This window comes from Streptomyces sp. NRRL B-1347 (genome assembly GCF_000720325.1).
GTDB lineage: Bacteria > Actinomycetota > Actinomycetes > Streptomycetales > Streptomycetaceae > Streptomyces.
This window is the reverse complement of record NZ_JOJM01000089.1, coordinates 1-26,163: the sequence shown is the minus strand read 5'-3', so window position 1 is coordinate 26,163 and position 26,163 is coordinate 1. Positions and strand designations below refer to the sequence as shown.

General features: G+C 69.9%; 28 protein-coding genes. 15 read left to right on the top strand and 13 right to left on the bottom strand.

What is annotated here, in order from left to right:
• Positions 1-74: 74 nt before the first annotated feature.
• On the bottom strand, positions 75-650 hold the full coding sequence (locus tag IG74_RS0140385; RefSeq protein ID WP_030687817.1) for a hypothetical protein: 576 nt from the start codon (positions 648-650) through the stop codon (positions 75-77).
• Between the two features lie 274 nt (positions 651-924).
• Here IG74_RS0140385 and IG74_RS0140380 point away from each other — a divergent pair, with 274 nt between their 5' ends.
• Positions 925-3,717 carry a DEAD/DEAH box helicase family protein gene (locus IG74_RS0140380; protein ID WP_158857991.1) on the top strand — a complete coding sequence of 931 codons (2,793 nt, stop codon included), beginning with the start codon at positions 925-927 and terminating at the stop codon, positions 3,715-3,717.
• A gap of 19 nt (positions 3,718-3,736) precedes the next feature.
• Here the strand turns inward: IG74_RS0140380 and IG74_RS0140375 are convergent, their stop codons facing one another.
• The gene (locus IG74_RS0140375) at positions 3,737-4,027 is read right to left on the bottom strand and encodes a DUF6087 family protein (protein WP_030687815.1); all 291 of its coding nucleotides are present in this window, start codon (positions 4,025-4,027) and stop codon (positions 3,737-3,739) included.
• A gap of 281 nt (positions 4,028-4,308) precedes the next feature.
• On the opposite strand from IG74_RS0140375, the gene IG74_RS0140370 reads away from it, so the two are divergent.
• The 3 genes from IG74_RS0140370 to tgmC are packed head-to-tail and all read left to right on the top strand — an operon-like array spanning position 4,309 to position 6,728.
• Complete coding sequence (locus tag IG74_RS0140370) at positions 4,309-4,548, top strand: putative ATP-grasp-modified RiPP (RefSeq protein ID WP_030687814.1); 240 nt, start codon at positions 4,309-4,311, stop codon at positions 4,546-4,548.
• Positions 4,549-4,552: 4 nt separating this feature from the next.
• Positions 4,553-5,551, top strand: a complete 999-nt coding sequence (tgmB, locus tag IG74_RS0140365; protein WP_030687812.1) for an ATP-grasp ribosomal peptide maturase — start codon at positions 4,553-4,555, stop codon at positions 5,549-5,551.
• Complete coding sequence (tgmC, locus tag IG74_RS0140360; protein ID WP_030687810.1) at positions 5,529-6,728, top strand: ATP-grasp peptide maturase system methyltransferase; 1,200 nt, start codon at positions 5,529-5,531, stop codon at positions 6,726-6,728. The genes tgmB and tgmC overlap by 23 nt, the downstream gene beginning before the upstream one ends.
• A 328-nt stretch (positions 6,729-7,056) precedes the next feature.
• Here the strand turns inward: tgmC and IG74_RS0140355 are convergent, their stop codons facing one another.
• A complete protein-coding gene (locus tag IG74_RS0140355; RefSeq protein WP_030687808.1) occupies positions 7,057-7,530 on the bottom strand; it encodes a hypothetical protein in 474 nt (157 codons plus the stop codon).
• A 252-nt stretch (positions 7,531-7,782) separates the two neighbouring features.
• Here IG74_RS0140355 and IG74_RS0140350 point away from each other — a divergent pair, with 252 nt between their 5' ends.
• The gene (locus IG74_RS0140350; protein ID WP_234334610.1) at positions 7,783-8,184 is read left to right on the top strand and encodes a DUF6193 family natural product biosynthesis protein; all 402 of its coding nucleotides are present in this window, start codon (positions 7,783-7,785) and stop codon (positions 8,182-8,184) included.
• A 677-nt stretch (positions 8,185-8,861) separates the two neighbouring features.
• Here the strand turns inward: IG74_RS0140350 and IG74_RS52480 are convergent.
• The gene (locus IG74_RS52480; RefSeq protein WP_030687804.1) at positions 8,862-9,857 is read right to left on the bottom strand and encodes an ArsR/SmtB family transcription factor; all 996 of its coding nucleotides are present in this window, start codon (positions 9,855-9,857) and stop codon (positions 8,862-8,864) included.
• Between the two features lie 324 nt (positions 9,858-10,181).
• Here IG74_RS52480 and IG74_RS0140340 point away from each other — a divergent pair, with 324 nt between their 5' ends.
• Both IG74_RS0140340 and IG74_RS0140335 read left to right on the top strand, forming a co-directional pair.
• A complete protein-coding gene (locus IG74_RS0140340) occupies positions 10,182-10,712 on the top strand; it encodes a peptidase inhibitor family I36 protein (protein ID WP_051856424.1) in 531 nt (176 codons plus the stop codon).
• A 1,321-nt stretch (positions 10,713-12,033) separates the two neighbouring features.
• Entirely contained in the window at positions 12,034-12,525 is a 492-nt protein-coding gene (locus IG74_RS0140335; protein WP_158857987.1) for a hypothetical protein, read from the top strand.
• A gap of 81 nt (positions 12,526-12,606) precedes the next feature.
• On the opposite strand, the gene IG74_RS0140330 is transcribed toward IG74_RS0140335, so the two are convergent.
• Both IG74_RS0140330 and IG74_RS0140325 read right to left on the bottom strand, forming a co-directional pair.
• A complete protein-coding gene (locus IG74_RS0140330; RefSeq protein ID WP_030687799.1) occupies positions 12,607-12,915 on the bottom strand; it encodes a transcriptional regulator in 309 nt (102 codons plus the stop codon).
• A 2-nt stretch (positions 12,916-12,917) separates the two neighbouring features.
• Positions 12,918-13,331: a hypothetical protein gene (locus tag IG74_RS0140325; protein ID WP_234334609.1), complete on the bottom strand. Its 414-nt coding sequence runs from the start codon at positions 13,329-13,331 to the stop codon at positions 12,918-12,920.
• 695 nt (positions 13,332-14,026) lie between these two features.
• On the opposite strand from IG74_RS0140325, the gene IG74_RS0140315 reads away from it, so the two are divergent.
• Together IG74_RS0140315 and IG74_RS0140310 are read left to right on the top strand one after the other, a co-directional pair.
• On the top strand, positions 14,027-14,236 hold the full coding sequence (locus IG74_RS0140315) for a hypothetical protein (RefSeq protein ID WP_158857985.1): 210 nt from the start codon (positions 14,027-14,029) through the stop codon (positions 14,234-14,236).
• Between the two features lie 148 nt (positions 14,237-14,384).
• Entirely contained in the window at positions 14,385-14,864 is a 480-nt protein-coding gene (locus IG74_RS0140310) for a DUF4259 domain-containing protein (RefSeq protein ID WP_051856422.1), read from the top strand.
• Positions 14,865-15,320: 456 nt separating this feature from the next.
• Here the strand turns inward: IG74_RS0140310 and IG74_RS0140305 are convergent, their stop codons facing one another.
• Positions 15,321-15,902 carry a GNAT family N-acetyltransferase gene (locus tag IG74_RS0140305; RefSeq protein ID WP_037826930.1) on the bottom strand — a complete coding sequence of 194 codons (582 nt, stop codon included), beginning with the start codon at positions 15,900-15,902 and terminating at the stop codon, positions 15,321-15,323.
• Positions 15,903-16,578: 676 nt separating this feature from the next.
• Here IG74_RS0140305 and IG74_RS0140300 point away from each other — a divergent pair.
• Together IG74_RS0140300 and IG74_RS0140295 are read left to right on the top strand one after the other, a co-directional pair.
• Positions 16,579-16,842, top strand: a complete 264-nt coding sequence (locus IG74_RS0140300) for a hypothetical protein (RefSeq protein WP_234334608.1) — start codon at positions 16,579-16,581, stop codon at positions 16,840-16,842.
• Positions 16,839-17,204, top strand: coding sequence for a hypothetical protein (locus IG74_RS0140295; RefSeq protein ID WP_030687785.1), 366 nt, complete (start codon positions 16,839-16,841; stop codon positions 17,202-17,204). The genes IG74_RS0140300 and IG74_RS0140295 overlap by 4 nt, the downstream gene beginning before the upstream one ends.
• Positions 17,205-17,751: 547 nt before the next feature.
• Here the strand turns inward: IG74_RS0140295 and IG74_RS0140290 are convergent.
• A complete protein-coding gene (locus IG74_RS0140290; RefSeq protein WP_051856420.1) occupies positions 17,752-19,233 on the bottom strand; it encodes an MFS transporter in 1,482 nt (493 codons plus the stop codon).
• 126 nt (positions 19,234-19,359) lie between these two features.
• Between IG74_RS0140290 and IG74_RS0140285 the strand changes: the two genes are divergently transcribed.
• Positions 19,360-19,689, top strand: coding sequence for an ArsR/SmtB family transcription factor (locus IG74_RS0140285; RefSeq protein WP_030687780.1), 330 nt, complete (start codon positions 19,360-19,362; stop codon positions 19,687-19,689).
• Positions 19,690-21,366: 1,677 nt separating this feature from the next.
• On the opposite strand, the gene IG74_RS0140270 is transcribed toward IG74_RS0140285, so the two are convergent.
• From IG74_RS0140270 to IG74_RS0140260, 3 genes are all read right to left on the bottom strand, one after another.
• Positions 21,367-21,810: a DUF2267 domain-containing protein gene (locus IG74_RS0140270; protein WP_030687777.1), complete on the bottom strand. Its 444-nt coding sequence runs from the start codon at positions 21,808-21,810 to the stop codon at positions 21,367-21,369.
• A 58-nt stretch (positions 21,811-21,868) separates the two neighbouring features.
• Positions 21,869-22,195, bottom strand: a complete 327-nt coding sequence (locus IG74_RS50220; protein WP_324607535.1) for a hypothetical protein — start codon at positions 22,193-22,195, stop codon at positions 21,869-21,871.
• 146 nt (positions 22,196-22,341) lie between these two features.
• A complete protein-coding gene (locus tag IG74_RS0140260) occupies positions 22,342-22,773 on the bottom strand; it encodes an Hsp20/alpha crystallin family protein (RefSeq protein WP_030687774.1) in 432 nt (143 codons plus the stop codon).
• A gap of 127 nt (positions 22,774-22,900) precedes the next feature.
• Between IG74_RS0140260 and IG74_RS0140255 the strand changes: the two genes are divergently transcribed.
• A complete protein-coding gene (locus IG74_RS0140255) occupies positions 22,901-23,551 on the top strand; it encodes a hypothetical protein (RefSeq protein ID WP_037826927.1) in 651 nt (216 codons plus the stop codon).
• A 135-nt stretch (positions 23,552-23,686) separates the two neighbouring features.
• Here IG74_RS0140255 and IG74_RS46720 read toward each other — a convergent pair whose 3' ends face one another.
• On the bottom strand, positions 23,687-23,935 hold the full coding sequence (locus tag IG74_RS46720; RefSeq protein ID WP_051856417.1) for a hypothetical protein: 249 nt from the start codon (positions 23,933-23,935) through the stop codon (positions 23,687-23,689).
• A 61-nt stretch (positions 23,936-23,996) separates the two neighbouring features.
• On the opposite strand from IG74_RS46720, the gene IG74_RS48345 reads away from it, so the two are divergent.
• Positions 23,997-24,452: an SET domain-containing protein-lysine N-methyltransferase gene (locus IG74_RS48345; protein ID WP_158857983.1), complete on the top strand. Its 456-nt coding sequence runs from the start codon at positions 23,997-23,999 to the stop codon at positions 24,450-24,452.
• Positions 24,453-24,635: 183 nt separating this feature from the next.
• The gene (locus IG74_RS0140240; protein WP_037826926.1) at positions 24,636-25,049 is read left to right on the top strand and encodes a hypothetical protein; all 414 of its coding nucleotides are present in this window, start codon (positions 24,636-24,638) and stop codon (positions 25,047-25,049) included.
• 560 nt (positions 25,050-25,609) lie between these two features.
• Here the strand turns inward: IG74_RS0140240 and IG74_RS0140235 are convergent.
• Entirely contained in the window at positions 25,610-26,077 is a 468-nt protein-coding gene (locus tag IG74_RS0140235; RefSeq protein ID WP_158857981.1) for a hypothetical protein, read from the bottom strand.
• Positions 26,078-26,163: the final 86 nt, after the last annotated feature.

Here is a 26,163-nt window from a genome sequence, read left to right as displayed (position 1 = left end):
CCGCCTATGGGATCGCTGACGCTCTTTCATGTTTGGAATTCGATATCCCGGGGCTGGGGTATCGAATTTGGGTGTCATGCTGCGAAGCCGATGTTGGTGACGTTCTCATACTGGCCCCATTGTGAGCCCAGGTCTACCACCGCGTCATTCACCCACGCATCGTCCAGGGCCGCGTCGTTACCGGTGCTCCAGGCGTCGACGATGCGGTCCCAGTGGCGGACGTTGAGGGTACGGAACTCCACGACCCGCTGGTGGGGGCGGCTGACACGAGACTGGTTCAGGGGGTGGAACTCCACCCGGGTCCCGCGGCCTTCACGATTGAGACGACTGGTCAGGTACCGGGCCACGTTGCGGCGGCGCACCGTGCGGTAGGCCGTCTCGATGTGCTGCAGGTTCTGCTTGGAGGGGCTGCGCTGGCCGGCCAGCCAGGCCTTCAGGGTGCGGTCGGTGACGGTGAGGCCGGCCGCGCGGGCCGCTTCACGGGCGTGGGGCGTGCGGGTGAGGTAGTGCAGCCGGGCCATCAGACCACGGCGCACGGTAATGGGGGTGGCGATGAATCCAGCGAGCCTGTCGAGCTGCCGGGCAACAGCCTCGTGGCCCTTGATGCCATGGGCACCATACTTGCCGAACTCGTTCGTCCTTTCCGGCACTTCCCCCTCCTCCCATCACCATGATTGCCTGGTTACACACTACCGCAATTGGCGTTGCTGTGCGGTGAGTTGGCGGCCTCTTCGCGGCCAATTTGTTGCCGGAATTCGAGCTGGTGATTGGGGTGTGCGTTCGATTGCTCGCTCGGGCGAGGAGGGATGTCCCGCATCCGGCAGACGGCGCCGGGCGTGGCGGTCTAGGTTGTCACAGAAGGAAGTTGGTTGGGTGTTCGGCTGATCCACGGGCACCCCTGCAGAGCATCTCTGGGAGCTGATCGTGAATGTGGATGCGGCAGTCCGGTCGAAGGCCGACCTCGCGGCGTTCTACGACCACCAGGACGACGCCGTCGCCGCCATCATGCGGGTCTACACCCCCTCCCCCAGGGCGCGGCGTCCACGGTTTCGCGCGCAGCTGCACATGGCGCCCGGGCTGGGCAAGACGCGGGTCGCCGCGCGCGTCGCAGACCTGGTCGCCCGGCAGGGATCGCTGCTGATGGTCGTACCCACACGGACGCTCCTCGAGCAGACCCACCACGTCCTGCGCGCGGCCGGACGCAGCGGCCCGGTGATCGCCGCGTACTCCCCACGGGGTGCCGCCTTGACAGGCGAGCCGGGGGTGCAGGTGACGACGGACCCGCAGGTGGTGGCGTGGCACGCCAACGCCTTCACCGCCCAGGGCAAGGGGCAGTTCACGGTGCTGGCCACGTACGCGAGCGTCGAGGGCTCTCTGATCGCCGGGCACGGCTTGAAGGTGGAGCGGGACGGGGCGCGGCCGCTGCCGGAATGGGACCTGCTCGTGTGCGACGAGTCCCACCACACCGAGACCTCCCGGGTCTGGGGGCGGATCAACGAGCAGCACCTCGTGCCTGCGCGGCACCGGCTGTCCATGACGGCCACGCCGCGGCTGCTGGGTGCGGTGCGCTACGACGAGCAGGGGCGTTTGATCGCTGCTGATCCGGTGGTGCGGCTCTCGGAGCGCAAGCACGGCCCCGTCGCCTACCGGCTGGGACTGCGCGAGGCGCAGCGGCGGGGCAAGCTCGCGCACAGCCCGGTGGTGGCGGCCGAAGTCGACGAGGCCCGGCTGCGAGATCTCGTCGCGGCCCGGGGGCGGGCTGACGCGGGAGTGCGGGCGGAGCTGTTGACGGCGTCGCTGGGGGCCGTGCTGCGGGCCGCGGGCCGGGTGGGATGCCAGCGGCTGCTGGCCTACCACTCCACCGTGGCCGGAGCCCGCGCGGCCGCGGCATCACTGCCTCAGCTCGCGCGGGTCCTGCACGGACAGGGGACCTCGGCGCCCCGGCGGGTATGGGCGGTAGCCCTGCACGAGGGCACCCCTGCTGAGGAGCGGCGGCGGGCCTTGGGGGCGCTGGCGGCGGGGACAGACCTGCGGGGGCGGCCGGTGGACCTGGCCGTCGTCTGCTCGGCGCGGCTGCTGGTAGAGGGTGTGGATGTCCCGGCCGTTGACGCCGTCGCCCTGATCGACCCACGCGCCGCGCAGGGCGACCTCCTGCAGATCGCGGGCAGGGCCGTCCGCTACGACTGGGAGAACCCGGACAAAGTCGCATCCATCATCGTGCCCGTGCTCCACCTCGCGCGGGCCGCGGACGGCACGCTGGTCGGACCGGACTGGGTGCCGGTGATCAACATGCTACGCGCGCTGGAGTCCTACGAACCCGACCACGCCGACCGTGGAGGCGAGGAGCCGGAGGGGCCGCAGGAGGCCGAGCAGCGCCTGGAGCATGCCGGGCGCAGCACCAGCCGCGGCCCCCACCGCATCCAGCCGCCCAGCGAGGCGCGTGAGCGGGCCGAGGAACGCGCGCGCGAGCTTCAGCAGATGCTGGCCTTCACCCGACAGCGGTCCGCGGCCGTGGTCGCGGACTGGCTGAAGATCACTGTGCTGTCCGACCCCGTCACCGCTGATACCGAACGCCTCATGCGCGCAGTGCGCGCCTACCACCAGCGCAACGGACACCTACGCGTACCCGTGGACTGGCACGAAACCCTCCCCCTCGACTACACACGCGTCCCCCTCCTCAAGAAGGAGAGCGAGGAGCAGCAGGAGCTGGCGGAGGATCTGGTGCCCGAGCTCGCGCAGGAGCCGCAGGTCGTGGTCCGGCTGGGGTGGGAGCTGGAGCGGGTACGGCGGCAGTGGCGCCGCGACCGCGACGACCTGCGCGCCCTGGTCGCCGAGCACGGGCCCGAGGAAGGCCTGGAGGTCTGGCGAGGGCGGCCGCGGCGGGTGAGCACGGACCTGGCCGCCCTGCTCGGCGAGTACGGGTTCGTCTGGGAACCCCGGGCCTCAGCCAGGCAGCTGCTGCTGGAAGCCGCGCGGGAGTACGCGGACCGGTACGGGCACCTCCTGCCCGGGGTCGAGGAGGCCATCAGCGTCGACGGACAGGAGGTACGCATCGGGAGACTGCTGAGCGAATGCCGCAGACCCTCCTGGGGCGCCCGGGACGAGGAACGTGAAGCCGCCCGGATGCTGGAGGAGCTCGGCGTGTGGCGGGTACGGGACGGAGCACCCTGGAACGCTGGGTGGGAACGCAAGCTCGTCCTCCTGGAAGCCTTCCACGCCCAGGGCGGGCGCCGCGGCGAACTCCTGACCGGACAACGCGTGTTCCGCGGGGACGACCTTGGCAAGTGGCTGTGCGACCAGCACCGGCGGTGGCCCCGGCTGGCAGAGGAGCAGCGCGCGGTGCTCCTGGAGCTGCGGATGGGCCCGGCCACAGGCGACAGGGTCAAGACCGCGGGCGCGGCCCGCGTACCACGCTCGCGCACGGAGCGGCTGATGGAAATCGTCACCGCCGCCCGCCAGCACCTGGAAGAGGTCGGCCCGCTCGTGGGCGAGGACGGCCGGACTTGCGTCCACGACACCTACCGACCACGAGTAGGCGGCATCGAAGTACAGCTGCGGCGACGGCTCAACGCCGCCCGCACCCGGTACCCCACCTACCCACCACAACAGCAAGCTCTCTTCCTGGGCCTCGGACTCCCCTGGACACATGCGGCGGAGGAGGGCACACAGCCGGGCGGCGGGCAGGAGGCCGGCCCGGACGGGGCAGCAGACTCGTAGGAGCAGGTAGCAGAGGCTGTTACGCGGCGGAATCGTCGTCGGCCACCAGCGCGGATGCCCAGTCCTGAGCGATAGCGAGGTTCGGCGCGGTGCCGACCACGACGTAGGTGAAGTCGTTCCACTCCTCCAGGATGCGCGGTTCGTCGGGCCGCAGGTGTCCGGCGCCGCCGTGGGCGGGCCGGTGGCGCCGGTATATGTCCATCGGTGGTCGGCGCCGCTTGCGGTAGGCGGCCAGCGGGTCGGCGGCGTCCACGCGCGCTACGGCGCGGGAGGGCTGGTTCGGGGGCCCGGGTCGGCAGTGCTTGCCCATACGGCCGATGGTCTCAGACGGCGACCGCGGTCGGGCGGACAGGCGACAGCTCCTTGGTCCTGCCTTGGCCGGGTCTGCTGGCCGTCACTGTCTTGCCTCCTGTCGGCCTGATCCTCACACAGGGTGGTATTTCCGCCACCACTCGTGGCTTTCCCTGTACTGGTCAGAGCCTGCGGTGGGGGCTGATTCTTTCCCTCGCGGGAGCTGATCGGCTTCCGCTGGAGGGGCACAAGGGGAAGGGTGAGCACATGACGAAACCGACCTCCCAGGGGCCGTGGGTGATGCGTCTGGTGACCGACCGGCTGCCGGTCGCCCCGCCGCCTTATGCGCAGGTGGTGCTGGATGCGGCGACCCAGACCGCCCGCTATACCGACGCCGCCGGGCAGAGTGTCGAGATGGGTAAGCACGGGACGAACAAGACGGTCGGGACCGCATCGATGTCCGGCGGGGGCGGCGGGGACGGGGAGGAGCCGAAGCCGCAGGTCCAGGACGATGTGACGACCGACTACGAGCCGGACTAGCCCGGTGGCCGCCACCGTTTTGGTTCTCACCGCGCTGGAAGACGTCACCGCGGACTGGGTGATTGCCGCGCTGAACGAGCGCGGCGTGCCCGTGGTCCGTGCCGATCCCGCCGACGTCGGGCCCGGGCTGTCCTTCGGCTTCCGCCTCGGGGCGCAGGACTCTGGCTGGCAGGGCAGGCTGCGCACTCCGAGCAGGGAGCTGGACCTGGAGCAGGTGGGGGCGGTGTACTACCGCCGCCCCACGCCCTACGCCGACCGGTTTCGGCAGCTGCCGCCGCAGCAGCGGGCCTTCGCCGCGGCCGAGGCGAGGCACGGGCTCGGCGGTGTTCTCAACTCCCTGCGCGGTGCTGCCTATGTCAACCACCCGGCTGCCGTGACGCGGGCCGACTTCAAGCCCGCTCAGCTTCAGCTCGCTGCCCGGCTCGGTCTGGCCGTCCCGCCGACGCTGGTCACCAACGACGTCGAGGCGGCCCGCGCGTTCGCTGCCGAACACCCGCGCGTGATCTGCAAGACGTTCCGCGGCCTGCCCCCGAGTGAGGACGGGTACACCGGTGCGATCTGGGCGCAGCGGGTGGATCCCGCGTCGTTCGACAAGACGCTCGCGGTGACCGCGCACCTGTTCCAGGCGGAGATCGACAAGAGCAGTGACGTGCGGGTGACCGTGGTCGGCCACCGGGTGTTCGCCCACCGCATTCAGACGCCCGACGGCGCTGTGGACTGGCGCCGCGGCGACTGGCACGAGCTCACCTACACTCCCGTCGCCGTGCCCATGCCGATCCGGGCCCGGCTGCACCGGTACCTGGCGCACTTCGGTCTGGTCTTCGCCTGCTTCGACCTCGCCTTGACCGGGGATGCTGACGATGCGGCGTCCTGGGTGTTCATCGAGGCCAACCCCAACGGGCAGTGGGGCTTCGTACCGGATGCGCCCGCCATCACCGAGGCGTTCGCCGACATCCTGCAAGGCAAGGAGACCGCCCGTCATGACGACGCCCGCCGACACTGAGACCGAAGCTGCCCGGCTGCGCGAGACGATGACCAAGGCCCTGTCCGAGGACGGCGTCCTGGCCGATCCCGGATGGCGCCAGGCGGTGGCCACGGTGCCCCGGCACCGTTTCGTGCCCGGCTTCTTCCTGCCCCGCGACAAGCCCGACCAGCAGGGGCTGACGGTGTGGGAGCCGGTCACCGCCGAGTCCGACCACGACCGGTGGCTGGCCGCCGCCTACTCCAACACCACTCTCATCACCCAGTTCGACGGCGACAACGTCGACTGGACGAACCCGTCCGTGCGGCACGGCGGGACCCCGACCTCGTCGTCGACGCTGCCCTCGCTGGTGGTGCGGATGTGGGCCGACGCCGACGTGCGCGAGGGGCACGCGGTGCTGGAGATCGGCACCGGGACCGGCTACTCCACCGCGCTGGCCTGCCAGCGCCTCGGCTCCGGTGGCCTCACGTCGATCGAGGTGGACGGTGGCCGGCTGCAGACGGCTGCGGGTGCGCTGTCCGCCTGCGGCTTCGCCCCGACCCTGGCGGTGGCCGACGGGGTGTACGGGTACTGGCCCGAGGCCCCCTTCGACCGGATCGTGGCCGCCTGCTCCTTCCGCGCCGTCCCCCCGGCCCTGATCGCACAGACCCGGCCCGGCGGGAAAATCCTGCTCACCCTGTCCGGCTGGCTCTACGGCTACGCCCGCGTCCTGCTGACCGTCGGCCGGGACGGCACCGCCCACGGGCCGCTGCTTCCCGGCACCATCTCCTTCATGTCCGCACGCACCCACGCCGCCCCCGCCTTCGGCAACCCCGCCCACTGGGCCGCCGAGCTGCCGGAGCGGCCGCGTACAGCCCGGCACGGGCCCCAGTGGCTGACCGCCGCCACCGAGGAAGCCTTCCACCTGCGCTTCCTCGCCCAAAGCGCCATCCCCGACGCCCAGATGACAACGGTGGGTGAGGTGGTGCACCTGGTCGACGTTGTCACCGGCTCCGCCGCCACCCTCACCCCCGAGGACAGCGGCTGGCAGGTGCGAGAGGGCGGCCCGGTCAAGCTGTGGGAACGCATCGAGCACCTCCTGGACGCCTACGAGGCGGCCGGGCGGCCCGGACCCGAAACCTTCACCGTCCACGTCCACCACGGCAGGCAGCACCTGCACCACCCACACCTGCCCCCTCTCCCCCTGCCCCAGCCCTGAGACAGCCCCGCCCGAGCTTTCGGACGGGCAGCCGGTCAACCAGAGTTCGGCACTACGAGCACGCCCCCTACCGGCCGCACGTCAGCGGCATGCCCGCCCCACTCCGACGACGATTGAACGCGGCCCCACCCCCGCCACCGTGCCTTCACCGGAAACAGCAGGCCCTGTTCACCGGCCTCGGACTCCCCTGAAGCCACAGCCACAAGCGACGACCGGGAGCAGCAGGAAGGGGGCGAGCAGTGAGCGAAGGCAAGGGGCGGGTTCCGGTCCGGGTGCGCCGGACAAAAGCGAGTCGCCCAAGCCGACGTCAGCTGCTCTCGTTTCCGTGCTACCGGAGCGGTCCCTGCTCGTCGACGAGGAAAGCCGACGTTCCCAGGAACACATCCTCCCCCACCGGGCCATAGGCGATATTGAAGGTGTCCAGCCAGTACGACCAGTCCCGCACGCCTGCCGCGCTGCTGAAGCGGTAATTCAGCTGCCACCGCACCCACTGGCCGGGCACCAGACGCACCGCCGGGGGCCGTCGCGGCTGGGGAGGCAGGGCGAACAACGGCCGCACCCGGGGGAAGACCCTCAGACGTCCCTCAGCTTCACAGAGCTGAACATCGACACGCTTGCAGACTTCCTGGCCGTGGTGCGGCACGAAGCCGTCCCGCTCATGCATCCACACCGTGTGCGCGGCCGGTGCCAGATCATGCGGCAGGGCGAACCCGACCGGCACGGCGCTCCTGCGGACGGCAGCTGCTCCCCCGCGGGACTGCTTCGTCCAGGACGTCCGGACCCACTGCACCGTCACCTCCACAGCGCCTGCCTCCCCGTCTCATCCGCCACAGCTACATCAAGGAGAGCCTGCCCGCACCAGCACGCGACCTCAAAATCCCCAGAAGCGGCACCACAGCCGGAGCAGACGCCACCATCGGGGAGCCCGCGTGCGCACGCGCTGGAACAGGCCGTGGGCCCCCGGAGCCCAGACGACGGACGGCAGCGCGCGAGAGCAGCCAGGCAGCCCGCAGCAGGAGCAAGCCCCGGACGAAACAGGAGGCATGATAGGGCCGTGAACAGGGATACCAGCGCCGAAGCCCGCGTCGCAGCAGGCTGGCAGGCAGTGCGTGACGACGGACGCGTGCGAGTCGAGCTGCTGGAAGCAGCTTACGAGGAACCCCGCCTGCGGCAGCTATTTCCCTGGACCGGGATGGGAGAGCTGCACTTCAGCCGCTGTACCGAACAACGGTGGACCTGGGACATCCCCTACATCCAGCCCGCCGCCGGTGACACCTACCAGGTCTGCGGACCGCTACGGAGCCAGACAGTAGGCCTGGCAGCCACAGCGCAGGAGGCCATCGCCATGGTGGTCCAGCACCTCCCGGCAGGCTGCGGCCCCGCCTTCCCCGGTACCCCCGAGGAACTCACAGCTCACGAAGCCGCGACACAGAAGCAGCAGACACACCAAGGCTGAAGACAGGCTGAGGATCTCCAGCGCGCGGCGCCCCTGGACCTGCGGATGGGACCGGCGAGGGGCGACAGACGGGTCAAGACCGCAGGCGCGGCCCGCGTGCCGCGCTCGCGCCGCCGGGCGATTGCGCGCAGCATCGGCGGGTTGATGCACCACGGGGGGCGCCCGCGACTACGAATGGCACCTGCATGGCTGACGCCATCGCCGAATGGATGTGCGCCCTACTCCGAGTACGGCCGCCAGGTAGCGCGTGGACGGCTCCGGATGGGCTTCCAGGAAGGCGGCCGCATCCGTGTACCCCAGTGCGCGGGCCTGAGCGTCCGCCCGCGGCCGTCCCCGGAAGCCAGACGGGGCCCGGAGCTGCGATTCACAGTGCTGCTGCCAGCACCACAGGCCCCGGCAGCCTGAGCGCCACCCCTGACCGCTGCCGCAGTCCCGGCGCTCGCGGCACAGCCCTTCGCGGGCCTTCTCCAGACGCGCGGCGAAGCCGCAGTGACGCCGGGCATAGGCAATCACCGCGGCTTCGGATATCGGCCTGCCCTGGCGCACCAGCCGCAGCAGAGCGCGTTGCGCGGAGGCGGGAAACCGCTCGTCGGCGCGACGCTGCCGGGCCACGCGGGCCTGCTAGGGGTGCTCGCAGGCCGCTGTTCGCCACTTGTCTGGAGTGCGGCCTCGTCTGCTCAGGAAGGCGGGGGTTGGGCGCGGAGCAGGTTGAGGCCCAGGGGCGTGGTGCGGTGGCGGACGCTTGTTCCGGCGCGTTGGGTGGTGATGAGTCCGGCATCGCGCAGCGCTGCGGTGTGGTGGCTGACGGTGGAGGGTGCGAGAGCCGCGGTGTCGGCGAGTTTCGTGGTGGTGATGCCATCGGCGGCGGCGATGGCGCGCAAGACGATGGCACGTCTCCCACCCAGTAGGGATGCGAGTGAGTCGACCGTATGTGCTCGGCCGGGTCCGGGCCCCGGGCGCCACGGTTCTTGGGGGGTGATGGGGAAGGTCACCGTCATGGGCGGGGTGGGGTTTACGCAGAAGGCGTTGGTCGGAGTGAAGAACGACGGCACCAGGTGCAGTCCCCAGCCGTTGAGGTGTACGTCCTCGTCGTACAGGGGGTGGCCCACGTCCAGGACGGGTGGGTTCCAGCGGATGGAAGGGTGCAGGTTCGACAGGAGGGCGTCCAGGCCACGCTGAGACAGCGTCTGAGTCAGGCCACCTGTGACGGTTTCGTAGTCGGCGGTCAGCCGGTGTTGCAGGGGGTGGATGGCCGCTTGATGGTAATCACGCAAGGCACGGTCCAGGGATCGCAGAGCCGGGAGCGAGCCCCGGCCCAGATCGTGCACCCAAGGCGGGAGGCGGCGCCGCTCGGCCAGCTGTCCCAGATCACGGTTCAGTAGTGGGCGCGGAGTGCTCAGTACCTGATCCAGGCCGCCCTCCAGGTCGGGCGATGGTCTGGTCGGCGTCAGGAAATCGGGGCAGGGGCCGCTGGGCGGTACCAGGGTGAGCAACTGACGCGCGGTTCGGGGCAGGCGCATCCGCGCCCACGCCCGCCAAGGTGCGTACGCCGCACCGGCGTTGGGCGCCTGTAGGGCACGCAAACTGCGCTCGATGTCCCACAGCAGCGCTGGTTGCTGAGCGATCGTCACCTTGCGTAAGTCGCTGCCGTCGAAGTGGATTCGTACACCCACGGGTCCCCCGTCATCCGGTACAGGTGTCCAGCCATTCGAGGCAGATCGAATGGGTTGGTGGCTCGGAGCATCGCGGCAACAGTTGGTCGCGCGCAACGCAATTCTGAGCCGATCACGCACACCGCAAGACCGGCATCGACCACTTCGAGTTCATTGACTGGCCGCCTGGCTGGTTGAGGTCTCATTTCGCTGCGTCACCGGTGATCCGTCGGCCGACAGATCATCAACGATCCGAGCTTGAAAAGGGGTTCTGGCATGTTATGTCTTCGTGGAAACGCCCGGCGCATCACCGTTGCCGCTGCGGCACTCGCCGCAGCGGTCTGCTTGGCCGCCCCCGCTGCCTCCGCCGACACCACCCGCACGAGGGCGCAGACGTTCGCGGCGCAGGCCGCCGCGGCTGGTCTGTCCGCGAGCGAGGCGACCGCGGTACAGGCGAAGGTGGACAGGTACATCGATCAGCTCGGCGGCACCCAGACATCCGCGAACCGCATCGCCTTCGACAGCGGCCAGCTGATCGTCGCGCTGCCGGGGGAGAAACACGCTCGCGACCTCGGCGCCGCGAAGTCCGGCATGTCGATACAGTCTCCCTCGCAGTGCCACTACAAGTTCTTCTGCGGATGGAAGGGCACTTACTACACGGGAGACTTCTGGGAGAGGGCGGCCTGCAACAAGTACCACGAGATCCCGAACGGCTGGAACTCCGGTGGCTCGTGGTGGAACAACCAGACGGACGGCACCGTCGCGCGCATGTACAACAAGAGCTACAGGCTCGTGTACCAGACCCCGCCAGCCGGGCAGAACTCGTATGACGCGGTCGGCGACTGGGGGCCGGTCTGGTACGTGAAGGTCTGCTGACCCCAGCCCGCCCCCGGCACGGACCGCGCACCACCCGTACCGGGGCGGACAGGGCACCTGCGGGTACTCGTGGGACCGGTACGAGACCCTCCGAACACGGCCTCGAGGAAGGCCTGGAGGTCTGGCAGGAGCGGCTGCGGCGGACGCCTGCGGACCCTGGGCCGCCCTACTCGGCGAGTACGGGTTCGTATGGCAACCGGGGACCTCAGCGAGGCAGCTTCTGGTCAAGGCCGCACGCGAGTACCCGCACCGGCACGGAGGCCTCCTGCCCGACGTCGAGGAATCCATCAGCGTCAACGGGCAGGAGGTACTGATCGGGAGAATGCTGCGCGAATGCCGCAGGCCCGCTTGGCCGTGCACGGGACGAGGAGCAGGATGCCGCCCGCGTGATGGACAGGCTGGGTGAGGGTGTGGCGGGTGCGGGCCGACGCACTGTGGAACGCCAACTGGGGACGCGCACTCGTCCTCCTGGAAGTCTTCCACACTGAAGGCAGACGCCACGGCGAACTCCTCACCGGACAGCGCGTGTTCCGGGGCGATGATCTCGGCACGTGGCTGTGCGACCAACACCGACGATGGCCCCAAACCAAGGACGAGCAGCGCGCGGCACTCACTGCATCCACGGCACCTGCCAACCCCGAATCGGCGGCACCCCTGTCCAGTTCCGCAGACGCCCAACGCCGCGCACCCGATGCGGCACCTATCCCCCGGAGGGGCAGGCCCTCCCCCAGGAGCTCGAACTCCCCTGGGCACAGACCGACCGATGGCGGCAAGGAGCAGGCCAGCGACGGGCGGTGAGCAGACTTCACCCCAGCGGGCGGTGAGCGGACTCGCTTCACGGACGCTCGCCCTGCATCGGTCATGGCCTTCGCGAACAGCTCTTCAGAGTCCAGCGAACGATCAAACCATAATCGTGAGCCCCAACGGCTGCACTGGTCGAGGCTTGTCCGGCCGGACGGGATCCGAGAGTTGTGGAGGCTTGAGCTCAACCCTGGTTTCACGCAAGGGCCTTAAGTCCCCCCGTATCCCAAATTGCTGCAGAGTAAGGCGAGATACCCCTGATGATGTGAGCTCACTCACCTTGGCGTGATTTGAAACAGCGTGATCTGAAGGATACCGTTCGTAACGTCCGCTCGGAGGTTCTGACCAAACCGTCGAGGGATCAACGTAAGAAGCAGGGGGGAACCAGGCGAAGCCGAAAGGTTTCGCTGGCCGTTGGCTTCGCCGGGCTCCGCCCCTGCGCGCTATCACGCAAAGGGAAGTGTACGTGAACCGTATGCGTCTTCGGACCGCTTTCGTTTCCACAGTCTGCGCTGCCGCCGTGGGCATTTCCGGCATCGGCATCGCCAACGCCGCCGCTCCTCAGGACGCCCGCCCGACGGCCGCTGTAGCCACGGACAGTGCCACGGAGCAGCAGTTCGACGAGCTCGCTGGCTACCTTGAGGCGATATTCGACGGCAAGATCTACGACGCTGAGGGCAAGTTCGACTACGACAAGACCCGTGCCGAGTACGGCGTGGACCTCGCCGACGCCCTGGCCGATGAGTTCGCGGGCCTGAACAAGTCGGAATCCAAGCGCGTCAAGCGCAGCTACGCGTCCTGTGTCCTCAAGGGCGTTGGCCTGGGTGGCATTCTGGGCTCCAGCACCGCCATCGTGAATGCTATCAAGGGCAAGGAATGGAAGAAGGCGGCCAAGCTGATCACCAAAGAAGCCACTAAGCGGGGAATCAAGATTGGCGTGAAGGGCGGCGTTGTCGGCCTCGCGTCCGCTCTGGGCGGCTATGCCGTCTGGTGTGCGATGCCGTGGGCCTAGCCTCCCCGATGGCCACAGATATAAGGGCCTAAGCGCACGGAAGCCGGGTGGGCAGGCGCGCGCAGCCAATCCACCCGGCTTTCAGGGAACGTCCCCCTGCACAACCAGGCGAAGATGAGCAAGGTATTCCTCGAACCGCTCACGGCCGGTCTCCGAGAGCCGGACCTGGGTCACCGGCCGACGCCGCTCGCGCAGCTTCGCGATCTCCACCAGCTCATCCTTCTCCAGGATGCCCAGCTGCCGTGACAACTCGGCAGCAGACAGGTCCAGCGCCTCGCGCAGATCAGCGAAAGTCACCTGCTGAACATGGCGCAGAGAACCGAGGATCGCCAAGCGGACGGGTGAGTGCATCACCGTCACGAGGTGCGTGCGGGGGTGCTCGTTCGCCATGCTCAGCGCCTCCACCGCAGCCCGAGGTACACCAGCAGACCAGCGGTCGGCAATGCCGCCGCGGCCAGGGATCCCGCCAGTGGCGCCGGGCTGTCCCAGAGAAGCTTGGACCCCGGGGCGCCGAGCATCACGGTGGCGAAGACGATCGAGGCGTTCTCCGCGGCGGTGTGAGGCCTGCGGCGGGTGACGCTCAGGTGAAACCAGTACCACCCCATCATCAGGGCCACAGCCGCAATCAGAACCAGAACACCCAGTGCCACTGGAGTGCTGTTCGCGCTGGCGACTGCCAATCCGGACAGCAGAACGGCGGCGGAGGCCGCCCCAAGTACGCGCTCGCCGGCTCCGGCAGGCTTGTTCAGTTGGGGGGCTCCATCGATGACTCCCAGCTGACCGGCTGCATCAAGCTCTCGCTCCACGACTGATCCCTCCTGCGGAACGCTTCCTTTCAGTTTCAAGACTCGCATCTAGTTTCCAAAATGGCAACTAGATGGTGACGTCCGATGGCCGCCGATCGACGCCGCCAGCTTCGCCAGCAGTGCTGGCTCAAGCCCTCTTCACTGGCCTCGAGCCTCCCCTGAGCCACCCCAGAGACTCGCGACAGCAGTGGAAGAGGAGCAGCAAGACGTCGGCGGGTTCGGTCCGGGAGCGCCGGACCAGCCCGGTTCGCCCAAACGACGCTGGCTGCTCTTGTTTGCGGGCGATCGCGCAGCGCCCACACCCGGTGGTAACCCCGCCCTCAGCGGCAGAGCTGGAGGTTCTCAAGTTCTTCCAAGGTTCCGCCATGCCAGTTCGCGCACCGTGGGGTGTCCACCAGGCCTCCGCGTTGAACGACCACACCGGCACGTTCTACGCGCCGCTGTGGCGAGGCCCGTTGGGTCATGCGGTTCACGCGAGCCAGAGGGGCGACCTGAGGTCCGTACACGCCTGGTACGACGAAGGGGCGAACTCACATGCACCGGATGAAGAGGCCCGCGCTGCTGGCTGCGGGCGGGATGAGGATGGGGGCGTGGGTGCTCTCGTTGTCACCGAGGATGGCTGGGACAGAGGGCGCCGTGATCAGACGGTGGTACACGGCCCTCGGGGTCAACCTGCTCCTGGGTGCCCTGCCATCGTGCCCGGTCTGATGCAGTGGTTCCTGCTGCCGAACTGGCCGCTCGCCGACATCGGGCTGACGACACGCCTGCCCAGCCGCGAGCAAGACGACATCCCGGCGGCGGCGCTCCTCTGCCTCGGCCCCGTGACCGCCGCGAGCGCCGTCCTGCAGTGGATCGCCAACCGGCTCCTGGCCTGCCGGACCCCGCTCACCACAGCCCGCTACTGACTCCTGGCCCTCGTCGGCACACTCATTCCCACCACCGTTGCCATCACCGTCTGGTTCTGCCGCGGCGGACATCTTCGTAGCGCTGTCGGTGGCTGCTGACATGCTGGTTTCCTGCCGCCATCACCGGCGAGACCAGGAGCGCAGCCGTATGGGCACATGGGGAACCGGTCCCCTCGACAGCGACACCGCCGCCGACTTCGTCGGCGCGCTCTGCGGGCTCACGCCCCAGCAGACCGTGCGCGTCCTTGAGGACACCCTGCAGCAGGCCGCCCGCCCCGGCGCGCTCGTGGATGCCGTGGCCGGCGCCGAAGCCGGCGCCGCGGCCGCCGTCATGGCCGCCGCCCTGCCCGGCAGCGATGTGCTGATCGACCCCGAGGACGCACCCGAGCAACCACTGCCCCGCCTGCCGGACCCGCTCTACCCCCTGGCCGTTCAGGCCCTCCACCACGTCCTCAGTGATCAGTCCGCCCGCGGCCGCGGGCGAGGCGGACGATCCGGTGGCCGCCAGGCCGCGGCCAAGGTCGTCTCACCCCTCCGTGCTCGTGCGGCATCGGGCACAGGCGGGCGGGGCGCGCAGTGGCGGGAGACCAGACAGCCAGGACCGGCCGCCACGGCTCACGGCCGTTGATCCGTTGTCGCCCTCTGACCGCCAACCAATCTGTCCCTTGTGGAAATGCGGAAGAGCAGCGTGCTGTCCCCGAGCCAGGCGCGCCGCGTCTTTCTGTGCCTGCGTGAAGCCGACCCAAGAGGCAACCGAACAGGCGCGGCAGCGCGCGCTGTGGCGGCGTGCCACCGGGGGTGCGGGAGGGTGAAGCCGGGGCGTTCCGGGCTCAAATTCCTTCGGGCCTGACCGCCGAACAGGATCTGCTGCGAGACCGGTCCGGTTGTCTCGGTAGCGGAGCGAGGCTGCCGCAGGGTAGGGCCGCCGTGTCGGCGCTGCTGCTGTCGGCCCAGTCACTGATCGCCCAGTGAGGGGGGCCGTTGGCGGCGACCATCCATCCATGGTGGGTCCGGGGTCAACCCGGCCGGTACGGCTCCTGGCGTCCCTTACCGGCTTCGGTGAGCGTGGGTACCGAACGGCCGTTCACGCCGTGGCTACTTGGCTACTGCTGCTCCACTGCTCCTTGGTGATCTCGTACCGTACGCCTCCATGCTCGGAGCCCTCGACCATCTCCATGTCGGAGGGAGTAGGGATGGTATCCGCGAGCATCATGTCGAGCTTCTCCATGATGTTGCGCGAACCGTGGTTCACGGACATCGTCGCAGCCCAGACCATGCGTACACCGAGCTCCGTGAAAGCCTTGCCCAGCAGGGCCCGCGAGACCTCGGTGGCATACCCCTTGCCCCAGGCCGCCTGCCGCAACCGGTAGCCGAGTTCGGCTTCGTCCAGCGGGCCTTCCGGCTCGGGACGCAGGTGGAACCAGCCGATGAACGCGCCACCGTTCTTCTCGTACGCGGCGAACAGTCCGAAGTCGCCGCCCCACTTCTCGTAGCCGGCGAGGATCCTCGGCAGGACGCGCTCGCGGACGAGGTCCGGTGCGGTCGGATTGCCGCCGGTCAGGTAGCGCATCACCGCCGGGTCGCTGTCCAGCTCGATCAGCAGGTCCGCGTCATCGGCAGTGAAGCGGCGCAGGGCCAGGCGCTCGGTCTCCAGGTAGGTGTCCACGGGGCGATCATGCCTGTACCAGGTCGGGAAGCCCAACGGTCTTCCTCGGTGGCTCGGGGTCTTTGTCGTGACGGCGCAGGATATAGAGATAGGTGCGGCCCTGAGGGGTCCGGGTCTCCCAGTCCCGGCTCGCGGAGCGGCTGTGCGTGGTGAGCGGCACCGCCACGGTGACCCGCCACGAGATCTCCCGGTGGGAGTGCGGGACGCGCGTGCCGGATGCCCGGCTGCCGCTGCTGGCGGCCGTGCTCTCCGTGCCGGTGGCGGAGTGGGAGCGGGCCGCCGCGCAGGCCCGCGGCGAGGAGCCAGGCCCCGGGGTGGAGCAGGACGACCACCCGCACGCCCTGGTGCAGCAGCGGGCGGGGTGGCTGCTCGCCCACGACACCGCCCACGGCGGCGACCACGTGGCGGCGCCCCGCAGCCGCGGCCACCGGCTCGTGAATGGCGTAGCGCAGCCCGAAGAAGCGCCGTGCTGCCACCGCTGGGGATCGATCCAGCACGGCGGCAGGCTCTCCCAGCCCACGTTCACCGGGCGTCACATTTCAGACGCGGTTGTCCCTCTCAGCACCTCCGTCCTACTTGCCCCGGAATGGTCCTGCCTCCCTTTGGGATCGGAGGTCCCGGACCGGCATTCCACGCCTGCTATGTACTGGTATCGGTGCCTAGCTACAGTGCTGGTATGGGCAAGCAGACGAACATCCGCCTGGACGACGACGTCAGGGCAGCCGCCGAGGACCGGGCCAAGCGCCGTGGGCTGAGCCTGCAGGGGTACGTGGCCGATCTGATCGAGGCCGACGTGAACCAGTCCCGCGCCGCGTTCATGGCCGGCGCCGCATCGTTCCTGGCCGCCTACACGGACGAGTTCGATGCGGAACTCGGTGAGGACCGGTACCCCGGCCTCCCCGACAAGCCGGCGGAGACGGCACCGAAGGACGCCGCGTGAACCTCCGCATCGATCTCGCGTGGATCCTGGCAGTGGCACAGCAGATTCCGGGAGATCCCCAGGTCGTCGACTACGGCGTCCCGGTCGCCGCGGAAGCACGTCACCGGGCGGAGATCCTGGACCACGAGGTGTACCCGGAGCCGCATCACAAGGCCGCTGCGTTGCTGTGCGAACTGGCGAGGAATCCGAGCCTGGAGAGGAGGAACCTCCTTTTCGCGGCGACCGTGACCGCGGCCTACCTGTCGGCGTGCGGAATGCCGGTGAGTCCTGGCCTGGACACAGTGCTCCCGCTGGCCCGCGCAGCCCGGGACGGACTCCCGGTGCGTGAGGTCGCCGCTCAGATCAAGACCTGGACAAGCTGACTCGCCGGACATGAGCCCTCCGGGGGCCGGGTCCGAGCTGACACGTTCGGGCCGCCTGACTCGTTGAGGTTGTGTGCGCCGCGCGGCCAGAGAGATGTGTCGGCGAGGGCTGCGGGCGGTGCCTGGTCGTGGACCGCGCGGGCGCAGTGTTTCCAGCTCGGCCGGGAGCAGTTGGGCCAGCCCGTGCCAGGTGGGTCCTGCGGGGCAGCGCCAGGCACCGCCGCGCAGCGATAGGTGTCCCTGCCCATGGCGGTCGGGCCGGGCGAGCGGGGCCTGCTGGCCGATTGCCAGGTCCTTGTCCCGGTCGTCGGTGAGGGGCGGACATCGACAGCGGTGCGCTCGCCGGCGCGCGATGAGGAACTGGCCCTGTCGGATCCGCTGCTGGCCCCTGGCGAAGCGGTACTCGAACCCGCACCTGTACGACGTCCGAGACGGTTTCGCCACAGCGTTCCGGACGGAGTCTCCCTGTTCGGCACAGTCGGCCCGCTCCTCCTTCCCCGGGCCGCACCCGGTTCACCTCAGGGCTGGCCCTCCTCCTGGAGGCGGTTCACGAATCCGATGTTCCTGGGGCGCCGACCGGGGCGTCGGCCGGTTCTCCGGCGCGGCCGGGTGCGTCCCGCGGGGTGCCGCGCACCGTGCGGGCCGCGGTCGAGCGCGGCAGCGCGAGCGTGACGAGCAGGCCCGTGAGCATGCCCGCCGCCGTCAGGAGCACCACGAGGAACTCGCCGTCGGCGGTCGCCGTGCGCAGCGCGGCGCCCGCTTTGCCCTCCGTGCCGAGGTCGGCGACCACGGTGAACAGGGCGAGCCCGATGGCGTTGCCGAGGTTCAGGGCCGTGGAGGCGATGCCGTTGGCGACGCCCTGCTCGTGCGCGGGGGTGCCGGTGGCCGCGGCGATCCACATGGCCGTCCACACGACGCCCTGTCCCACGCCGGACACCACGAGCCCGGGCACGAGCAGTGCGTAGCCCGCGTCGGTGTCGAAGCCGAGCGCGAGCACGGCCGTGCCGACGGCGCCGGTCACGAAGCCGGTCAGGAGCGTGGTGCGAGTGCCGAGCCGGGTGGCGGCTCGTTCGCCGAGCTGGGTGCCGGCGGCGATGGCGACGGACGGCAGCAGGAAGCCGAGGCCGGTCTGGAGCGCGGAGTAGCCGTGCACGCTCTGCATCAGGACCGTCAGGAAGTACGGCAGGACGCCGAAGGTCGCCATGTAGACGAACGTGACGGTCATGCCGACGGTGAGGCTGCGGTTGCGGAAGAGGCGGAAGGGCATCAGCGGGTCGGCGCTGCGGGCCTCGATCGCCGCGAAGGCCACGAGGAACACCGCGGCGGCCGCGAAGGCGCCCACGACCAGTGGGTCGGCCCAGCCCAGTTCGGGCCCCTCGACGAGGCCGAAGACCAGGAGGGTCGATCCGGCGGTGACGCTCAGGGCGCCGGGCAGGTCGAAGCGGCGGCGCTGTCCGCGCGCCGGGTCGCGCGGGATGACGTACAGGGCGGCGAGCGCGATGAGTCCCGCGAGCGGCACGTTGACGTAGAACACGGCGGGCCAGCCGAAGCGTTCCGTGAGCGCGCCGCCGAGCAGGGCGCCGAGGGTGAGTCCGCTGGCGCCCGCGCCGCCCCACACGGCGAGCGCGCGATTGCGCCTCGGCCCCTCCTCGAAGAGGTTGTTGATGAGTGAGAGCGTCGCGGGCAGCAGCAGCGCTCCCCCGATGCCCTGCACGGCCCGCGCGGCGACGATGACGCCTGCGCTGTTGGCGAGCCCGCCCGCGAGCGAGGAGAGGGCGTACAGGGTCAGGGCGAGGACGAACATCCGGCGCCGCCCGAGCAGATCGGCCGCGCGCCCGCCGAGCAGCAGGAAGCCGCCCGCGAGGACGACGTAGGCGCTGACCACCAACTGCTGCGTCTGGCCCGGGAAGCCGAGGTCCGAGCCGATCTCGGGCAGCGCGACGAACACGATGTTGAGGTCGAGGGAGTAGACGGTCTGCGCGAGGGCGAGCAGCACGAGGCTCAGGCCCAGGCGGCGCTTGTCAGACACAGGTGTGCCCCTTCAGTACGACAGTACGCGTGAATACGTACGATTGACGGTACGCATCCTTACGTACGATCACCGGGGGCGGCAAGGCATAGTTCGAATATCCACGTACGGAGGTACGGTGAGGGCATGAGCTACCGCCACCCCGAGCGCGACCAGATCCGTGTCGACGACGTCCTGAGCGCGCTCGGCAATCCGCTGCGGCTCTCCGTGATCCGGCTCCTGGACGCGGGCGGGGACCACAACTGCACGAGTGTCCTCACCGCCCTCGGCGTACCGGCGAAGTCGACCATGACCCACCACTGGCGCGTCCTGCGCGAAAGCGGCGTCATCTGGCAGCGCCCGTCAGGCCGCGAGAACCTGCTGACGCTGCGGAGGGACGACCTGGACGCGCGCTACCCGGGACTCCTGGACGCCGTGCTCGCCGGGGCCCGAGCGGACGAACTGCTCGGCGGCTGACTCCTTCCCGGGGAGACACCGCAGGCGGCACCCAGGTCCAGCCGCGATGACGCGCAACGCGTCCTTGGCGGAGAAGGCGAAGTTGCAGCAGGCCCGCGACCCGATACCGGGGCGGAGGGATCGGCCGCGGGCGGGCACTTGCGCGCGTGGAGAAAGCTGCGCACAGGCTCGTTCGCGCCCTGCCAGAGGTGCGGGTGGATGGGCGCGCCGGGGGTGATGGCGGTCTGGCACTCCAGGTACAGGGGGGCCGGTTTCCCGGCGCGCTGTCATGCCGTGAGGCGTGCCTCGCGCAGGGCGCGGGCGCGTTCGCAGGGGCCGAGGGGGCAGCGCAGGCACTCGATGCCGTGGTCGTGCCATTCGATGTACGCCAGGGCGTGCTACTGGGCCTGGCAGCAAGGGCACGGCAGGTGGTCAGGTGCGCGCGATGGCCCTTGCACAGGGGCGGGAACCCGCGATCGCTGCGGGCGCCGGAGCTGCCGGGTGCGGTCACACCGTGCAACGGCAGCCGCAATGTCATCCATTCGGGTGATTATCCGTCAAAACTCTCAGCCACGCCCATACAGGGTGGATCCTTCAACTGTGGGCGTCATCCTCCTGGCCACAACAAGAGAGGAAAGACCCTTCATGCGTGCACTCAACCGAACCGGCAGGGCAACTCTGGCCATCGGCGCGGCCGCCGCGCTGGTCATGAGCCTGTCCGCCAGCAACGCCCAGGCCGCCACCGGCACGTTCTTCTACACGCGGGCGGACAACGGGCACGAGACGACCCTCAACGTCCCGACACCCAATGGAAATGCATCGCCGTCAGCGGTGGCGCACGTGATGCGCACAACGACACGGACACCGACGCCACCATGTACACGGACAGCGACTGCACGGTCTTCGCCGGCTTCGTCGGTTCCCGGAACTTCGAGCCGTTCTCGGCTCCGTTCCCGACCTTCGTGAAGTTCGGCTAGCCGAGCGGGATCCCCTGCCGGGGGCGGCGCTCGTACCGACGATCAGTCCGTCGCCGCCCCCGGCACCAGCGGCCGTGCACCGGTCGGACGTACCTCGTTCATCGACCCCTGGCGGTGCGTCGTCGCTGATGCCGCCTCCTCGCGGGCCGACTCCGCGCGCCCCCGAGGAGGCGGCAGAAGGGCAAGGCGCTCCCGCGTCACGTCGGCCGAATGCCGTTGCGGATCGAACAGATGCAGTAATCGTCGCTGTGACGATAACGGTCGAGGGTGTGCGGGCCGCAGTGCGCGAGATGTCCGCGAAGCTCTACGGCGGGCACCAGTACGACCTGGTCGGGTTCACCATCCGCGGGACCGGTGGCCCGAGGACCGGTACACGCGGATCGGCTGGAACGCCAAGCAAGTCGCCCTCCTGCGCCTCCTCGACGAGCAGTGGGCCGAGGAGTTCCGGGCAGACATCCCCCTGAGGTGCCCGGGAGTCCGGCTGGAGGACGTGGACGCCCACGCCCTCGCCGACTGGGTCGCGGTCAAAGCCGCCGACGAGTCCTTCCTCGCCCGGCACTGGCGCACACTGCGCGACAAGCTGCGCGAACCGTGCTGACTCCCCGCGCCTTAGGTGAGGGGCGGGGCCGACGCCGAGCAACCTGCGGCCCGTCGGCGGCGGGCTGCACGCCGGGACGGCCCCCGGGCGTCGCGTCCGCACCCGGGCCGCCCGTCTCGTCGGCTAGGCGGCGGAGGTGAGTTCGGCCTGGCCGAACAGCAGCGCGTAGCCGCTGGGGAGTTGGTGGAGGATGCGGGTGATCAGGTCGGGGCCCGCGTGGGCGGTGACGGCTGCGAAGACGGAGCCGGTGTCCCAGCGGGTGGTGGCCAGCGAGGCGCCGGTGCGGGCGGCGAGGTCCTTGACGAAAGCCCAACCGGTCAGCGGCTGGACCTCGGGGATCTGCGCGGTCAGCACGCGGGCGGCCTCCAGGGGCAGGCGGGCGGCGAGGTCGACGCGTTCGTCGCCGGCCAGCTGACGTCCCAGCCCCGCGAGGACCAGGCGGACGGCTTCGTCGGCCCGTTCGCGGGTGGGGTAGGCGCCCTCGTAGCGGACCTTCTCCAGCATCTGCTCGTACGCCGTCGAGTACGGCTGCTGGTGCTCAAGCGGTACGCGCACGTCGGAGATCACTGCGGTGTATGCCTTTCATGAAGCCGTGGGGGTGCCGGGTGCGGCGCCCCGGTGCGGGTCAGGTGGGCTGAGGGGTGGCCAAGGAGGAGGCCGTGGCCGGCGGAGAGCTGGAGCAGGTGCTGCCCCTGCCCCAGCAGGTGTTCGCCTGCCGTGTCGGTGACGGTGGGCAGCACGGTGGTGACGTGACGTCCCAGGTCGCGGTCTGCTCGGTGCCGCCCTCGAAACAGGCGGCGAGCGCGCGGGCGAGCCGCTCGGGCTGTGGCTCGGCGCTCTGCGGCGGTTCGTCGAGCAGGATCGGGGCGACACCTTGCGGCAGGCGTGCCGCGAGCCGGGTCGGGTGACGCGCGGGCCGCGCGCTCGGCTCCCTCTCCGGTGCCGTCTCCACCGCGCCGCTGCACGCGGTCGAGGAACGCTGCGGGCCGCACGGACGACCGGCCGCCGCTCCATCCTCTTCGGCATCAGGCCGGCCAGGGGGTGCGGAGGCCGGGGAGGGGGCAGATGTACGCCCTCCGCACCCTTTCCGTGCTGGTGTCAGCCGGAAATCTCCTTGTGGCCGGAGCCGACCCCGATGGAGATCTTGCGGGGCTTGGCGCGCTCGGCGATCGGGATGCGCAGGGTGAGCACACCCGCGTCGTAGTCGGCCTGGATGCGCTCGGTGTCCAGGGTGTCGGCGAGCACGATCTGGCGGGAGAAGACGCCCAGCGGCCGCTCGGACAGCTCCACCTTCACGCCGTCGGCCTTCGCCACCGGCCGCCGCTCGGCCTTGACGGTCAGCATGTTCCGCTCGACGTCGATGTCGATCGACTCCGCGGTCACGCCCGGGATGTCGAAGGCCACCACGTACTCGTCGCCCTCGCGGTAGGCGTCCATCGGCATCACCGACGGCTTCGACCAGGTGCCCGGGCCCATCAGCTGCTGCGCCATCCGGTCCAGCTCACGGAAGGGGTCAGTGCGCATCAACATCGTGAAACACCTCCAGCAGGTTCGAGCAGTTGCTGCCAATGCGCTGCACTGACACCGTTGTAACATGTCATCCAATGGATGACAATCACGATGTCGTCGACCTGATGACATTCCGAGGGAGGTGCCCGTGACCGCAGCCGACCAGCCGCCCACGACCAGCAACGATGCCCACAGCCCAGCGTCCTTCCTCGCCGCCGCGGCGGCCCTTGCCGCCATCGACGACGCCCTGCGCGAGGCCCAGCACGAGCCATCCGACGCCGCCGACCCCGGCCCCGACCAGGCCCTGGCCTCCCTGATGCTGCTGCGGCAGGTGCGCGAACAGCTCGCCGGCTGGGAGACCGGCCTGATCGAAACCGCCCGCGACGCGGGCGCCAGCTGGGCCGACCTCGCCGCTCCCCTCGGCGTCGCCAGCCGCCAGGCCGCCGAACGCCGCTACCTCCGCGGCCGCCCCGGCGCCGCGGGCACCACCGGCGAGCAGCGCGTGACAGCCACCCGCCAGGCCAGGGCCGCCGAACGCGCCAGCGCCACCTGGGCCCGCGCCCACGCCGCCGACCTGCGCCGCCTCGCCGGACAGATCACCGCGCTCGACCACCTCGCGCCCCAAGCGCACTCGGCCCGGGCCGCCCTGGACGCCGCCCTCGGCGCCACCGACGCCGCCGAGCTCATCGCCCCGCTGGACGGCATGCGTCCCTACCTCGACGACCGCCACACCCACCTCGTCGAACGCCTGGACGCCCTCGACAACCAGCGCACGACAACCGGCGCCAACGACGACTGACCCGCGGGTGGCCTCCGGGCAGAGCGGGGGCCACCCGGACCGCTCGAGTCCGTCACCGACCAGAGCAACTGCGAGCCCCGGCCCCCTCACCGTGACCGCCCCGCGGGACCAGCGGCCGCGGCCTCGAGCCCCGCGTCACCCGGCCAGTGCGGCGAGGACGTCGTCCTCTCGTATCTCCCCGGACAGAACAGGGCCGTCGGCGCGGAGCAGTACCGGCGGGTCCGGCAGGCCGAGGGCGCGGACACGGGCGAGTTCGGCCCGCAGTGCCTGCGCGCCGCCGCTGGCCGCCGTGACGCCCGTCTCGGCGGCGAGCCGGTCGAGCACGGCGGGGTCCGCGATGTTCAGGCCGTCGGTGAAGCAGGCACGGAACAGCCGCTCGGCCATCTCCTCGCCCTTGCCCTGCGCTGCTGCCTACGCGGCCAGCCGGTGCGCGTCAAAGGTGTTGGTGAACACCGCGCGGCTGAAGTCGAGCGCGAGGCCGCCGGCGGCGCCGAACGAGGCGTCGGCGGCGGAGGCCAAGATCGCGGGTGCACCCGAGCAAGGCGATGTGGACGCTTCTGGAGGGGCCAGATCCCGGCATTCGTTCCAGAAGGACTGGAGTCTTCACATCGAGCTCGATGAGGCGGCTCGCAGCATCAACCACTCCTGCTCCCCCAACACCGGCGTCAAGGACAACCCGCTCGGCGGATACGACTTCGTGGCTCTCACCACGATCCACACCGGTGAGGAGATCACCTGGGACTACGAGACCACGGAGCACGAGAGCATTGCCGTCCTTCACTGCTTGTGCGGCAGTACCACCCGCCGCGGGCGCACCCGCGGCTTCAAGTACCGCACCGACGTGCCCCCGTACGTCGCCGCCTATCTGCGCGGCCTTCGTCAGTGGACCCTGCGGCCGTAGACGACTCGTGAGGCTTCCAGATCATTGTGTGACGGATAGCAGATCGTTTCACAATCAGGTTCGTGAGGGACGGGATGCTGGGACGCTCGGCTTCGTCCGTAGGATCACTTCATGCCTGCTGACGAACGCGTAACTCGCTCCACGTTCTCCGGTCGCATCCAGCCGATATCAGCTCCTCGTTCGATGCCGGAGCTACCTCAGCGGATCTGGTCAGATGAGGACTGGAAGCGGATCCAGCTCGGCTATGCGTCGCGGGACATGGACGAGAAGTGGGACATCTTCACGGAGGCCGAGGTCGTCTTCCTGCACCGGAGCTGGACTGGTAACGGAACCTTCGCAGCAACCTTCGCGCCCGTCGATGGTGGTGGATGGCGGATCGACAGTGCCGTAGTCGAACGTGACGCCGAACGCTACCGAGGAACCGACGATGCCTACGACTGCGTCATGCTTGAGTTGGTGATCAGCACCATCGTGCTTGGCGAGCCGGCGAAAGACCTCCGTTCCAAGTTGGTCGAGTTGACGCGTCGGGAGTCGGGTTCCGATGCTCCAGCCGGTCTGATTCAGCACAGCGCCCTGGGGCTGCGCTCGAACTCCTAGCCGATCACTCTGGGAACGCTGGGAAGACGTCGGATGCAGATCAGGCTGCAGGCCAGGTCGAGCAAGCCCCCATCCTGCCGCGTGCAGCGCGACCAGGCCTTCTGAGGCTGCTGGCGCGACCTCGCGGCACGGTCTGTCTTCCCGTACGAGTGTCATGTTCGTGGCTACGGCCACCGCTGGAGCCTTGCTGATCTGCACTGCCAGTGCCTACGCGGCCGATTCCGCTACAGAGCCGCGAGGCAACACCGCGGCCGAGCGGGCCGCGGCCGTCATCGAGAAGGCGACGGGCACCACCGGTGTAAGTGCTGGGTAGAGTGCCTGGCGGGGAGGCCGGACGTGCAGATTCCGACGGCCTGACGGACAACTCCAAGACAGGCCCGGCCAGCACGCTCGGGAGGCACGCTGGCCAGAGGGCGCCCACTGCTGGATGACATGGCAGGGGGCGCTGTGCGCGCAGTGAACCGCCCTGTCCTCCCTCAGGAGAGGACAGGGCGGGCGCGCTCGGTCGGAGGGCCGAGCGCGCAGCGGGGACGGCGGACGGACATCACGCCGCCCCGCAGCTACGGAGTCGTCGGGCGGCTCGCGGAGGCCGGGCAGTCGCGTGCGTGGAGGTAGCCGAACATCGGCCAGGGTTCCTCGCGCCAGAAGTGCGGGCGGAGTGACTCGCCGGGGGCGATGGTGGTCCGGCAGGCCGCGCAGCAGACCGGCGGGTGGCCTGCCCGTTCCCGTACGGCCAGGTGCGCTGTGCCGAGGGCCTGGCCTGGTTCACACGGGCCGAACGGGCATCGCAGGCACGTGACGGTGTGGTCGTACCAGGTGAGGTAGGTCGACAGGGAGTTCGTCCTGGCCTCGCAGCAGAGCACGCAGCCGTGCGGCCGGAAGGGGCCGGGGCTGCCGAGGTTGATTCCCTCGCCAGGGCGGAATGCGTGCTCGCACCAGACGCAGGCGGAACCGGACAGCTGTGCCGGGCCGAGCGTGTCGATCCCGGGCAGGGCGGCGAGCAGCACGACCGGCATGGGGTCAGGCATCCCGGCCTCCTCCGGCCGGGCCCGCGGGCGCGGTGGCCGTAGCGGTGTGCAGACGCGCCGCTTCGGAGCAGTCGGCGAGGATGCCG

What these genes read in the sequence shown, in the direction of transcription:
- IG74_RS0140375 (WP_030687815.1), bottom strand. Translation starts at nt 4,027, where the DNA reads ATGGGCAAGCACTGCCGACCCGGGCCCCCGAACCAGCCCTCCCGCGCC.
- IG74_RS0140370 (WP_030687814.1), top strand. Translation starts at nt 4,309, where the DNA reads ATGCGTCTGGTGACCGACCGGCTGCCGGTCGCCCCGCCGCCTTATGCG.
- tgmC (WP_030687810.1), top strand. Translation starts at nt 5,529, where the DNA reads ATGACGACGCCCGCCGACACTGAGACCGAAGCTGCCCGGCTGCGCGAG.
- IG74_RS0140330 (WP_030687799.1), bottom strand. Translation starts at nt 12,915, where the DNA reads ATGGCGAACGAGCACCCCCGCACGCACCTCGTGACGGTGATGCACTCA.
- IG74_RS0140310 (WP_051856422.1), top strand. Translation starts at nt 14,385, where the DNA reads ATGGGCACATGGGGAACCGGTCCCCTCGACAGCGACACCGCCGCCGAC.
- IG74_RS0140300 (WP_234334608.1), top strand. Translation starts at nt 16,579, where the DNA reads ATGGGCAAGCAGACGAACATCCGCCTGGACGACGACGTCAGGGCAGCC.
- IG74_RS0140285 (WP_030687780.1), top strand. Translation starts at nt 19,360, where the DNA reads ATGAGCTACCGCCACCCCGAGCGCGACCAGATCCGTGTCGACGACGTC.
- IG74_RS0140260 (WP_030687774.1), bottom strand. Translation starts at nt 22,773, where the DNA reads ATGTTGATGCGCACTGACCCCTTCCGTGAGCTGGACCGGATGGCGCAG.
- IG74_RS46720 (WP_051856417.1), bottom strand. Translation starts at nt 23,935, where the DNA reads ATGGCCGAGCGGCTGTTCCGTGCCTGCTTCACCGACGGCCTGAACATC.
- IG74_RS0140240 (WP_037826926.1), top strand. Translation starts at nt 24,636, where the DNA reads ATGCCGGAGCTACCTCAGCGGATCTGGTCAGATGAGGACTGGAAGCGG.
- IG74_RS0140235 (WP_158857981.1), bottom strand. Translation starts at nt 26,077, where the DNA reads ATGCCTGACCCCATGCCGGTCGTGCTGCTCGCCGCCCTGCCCGGGATC.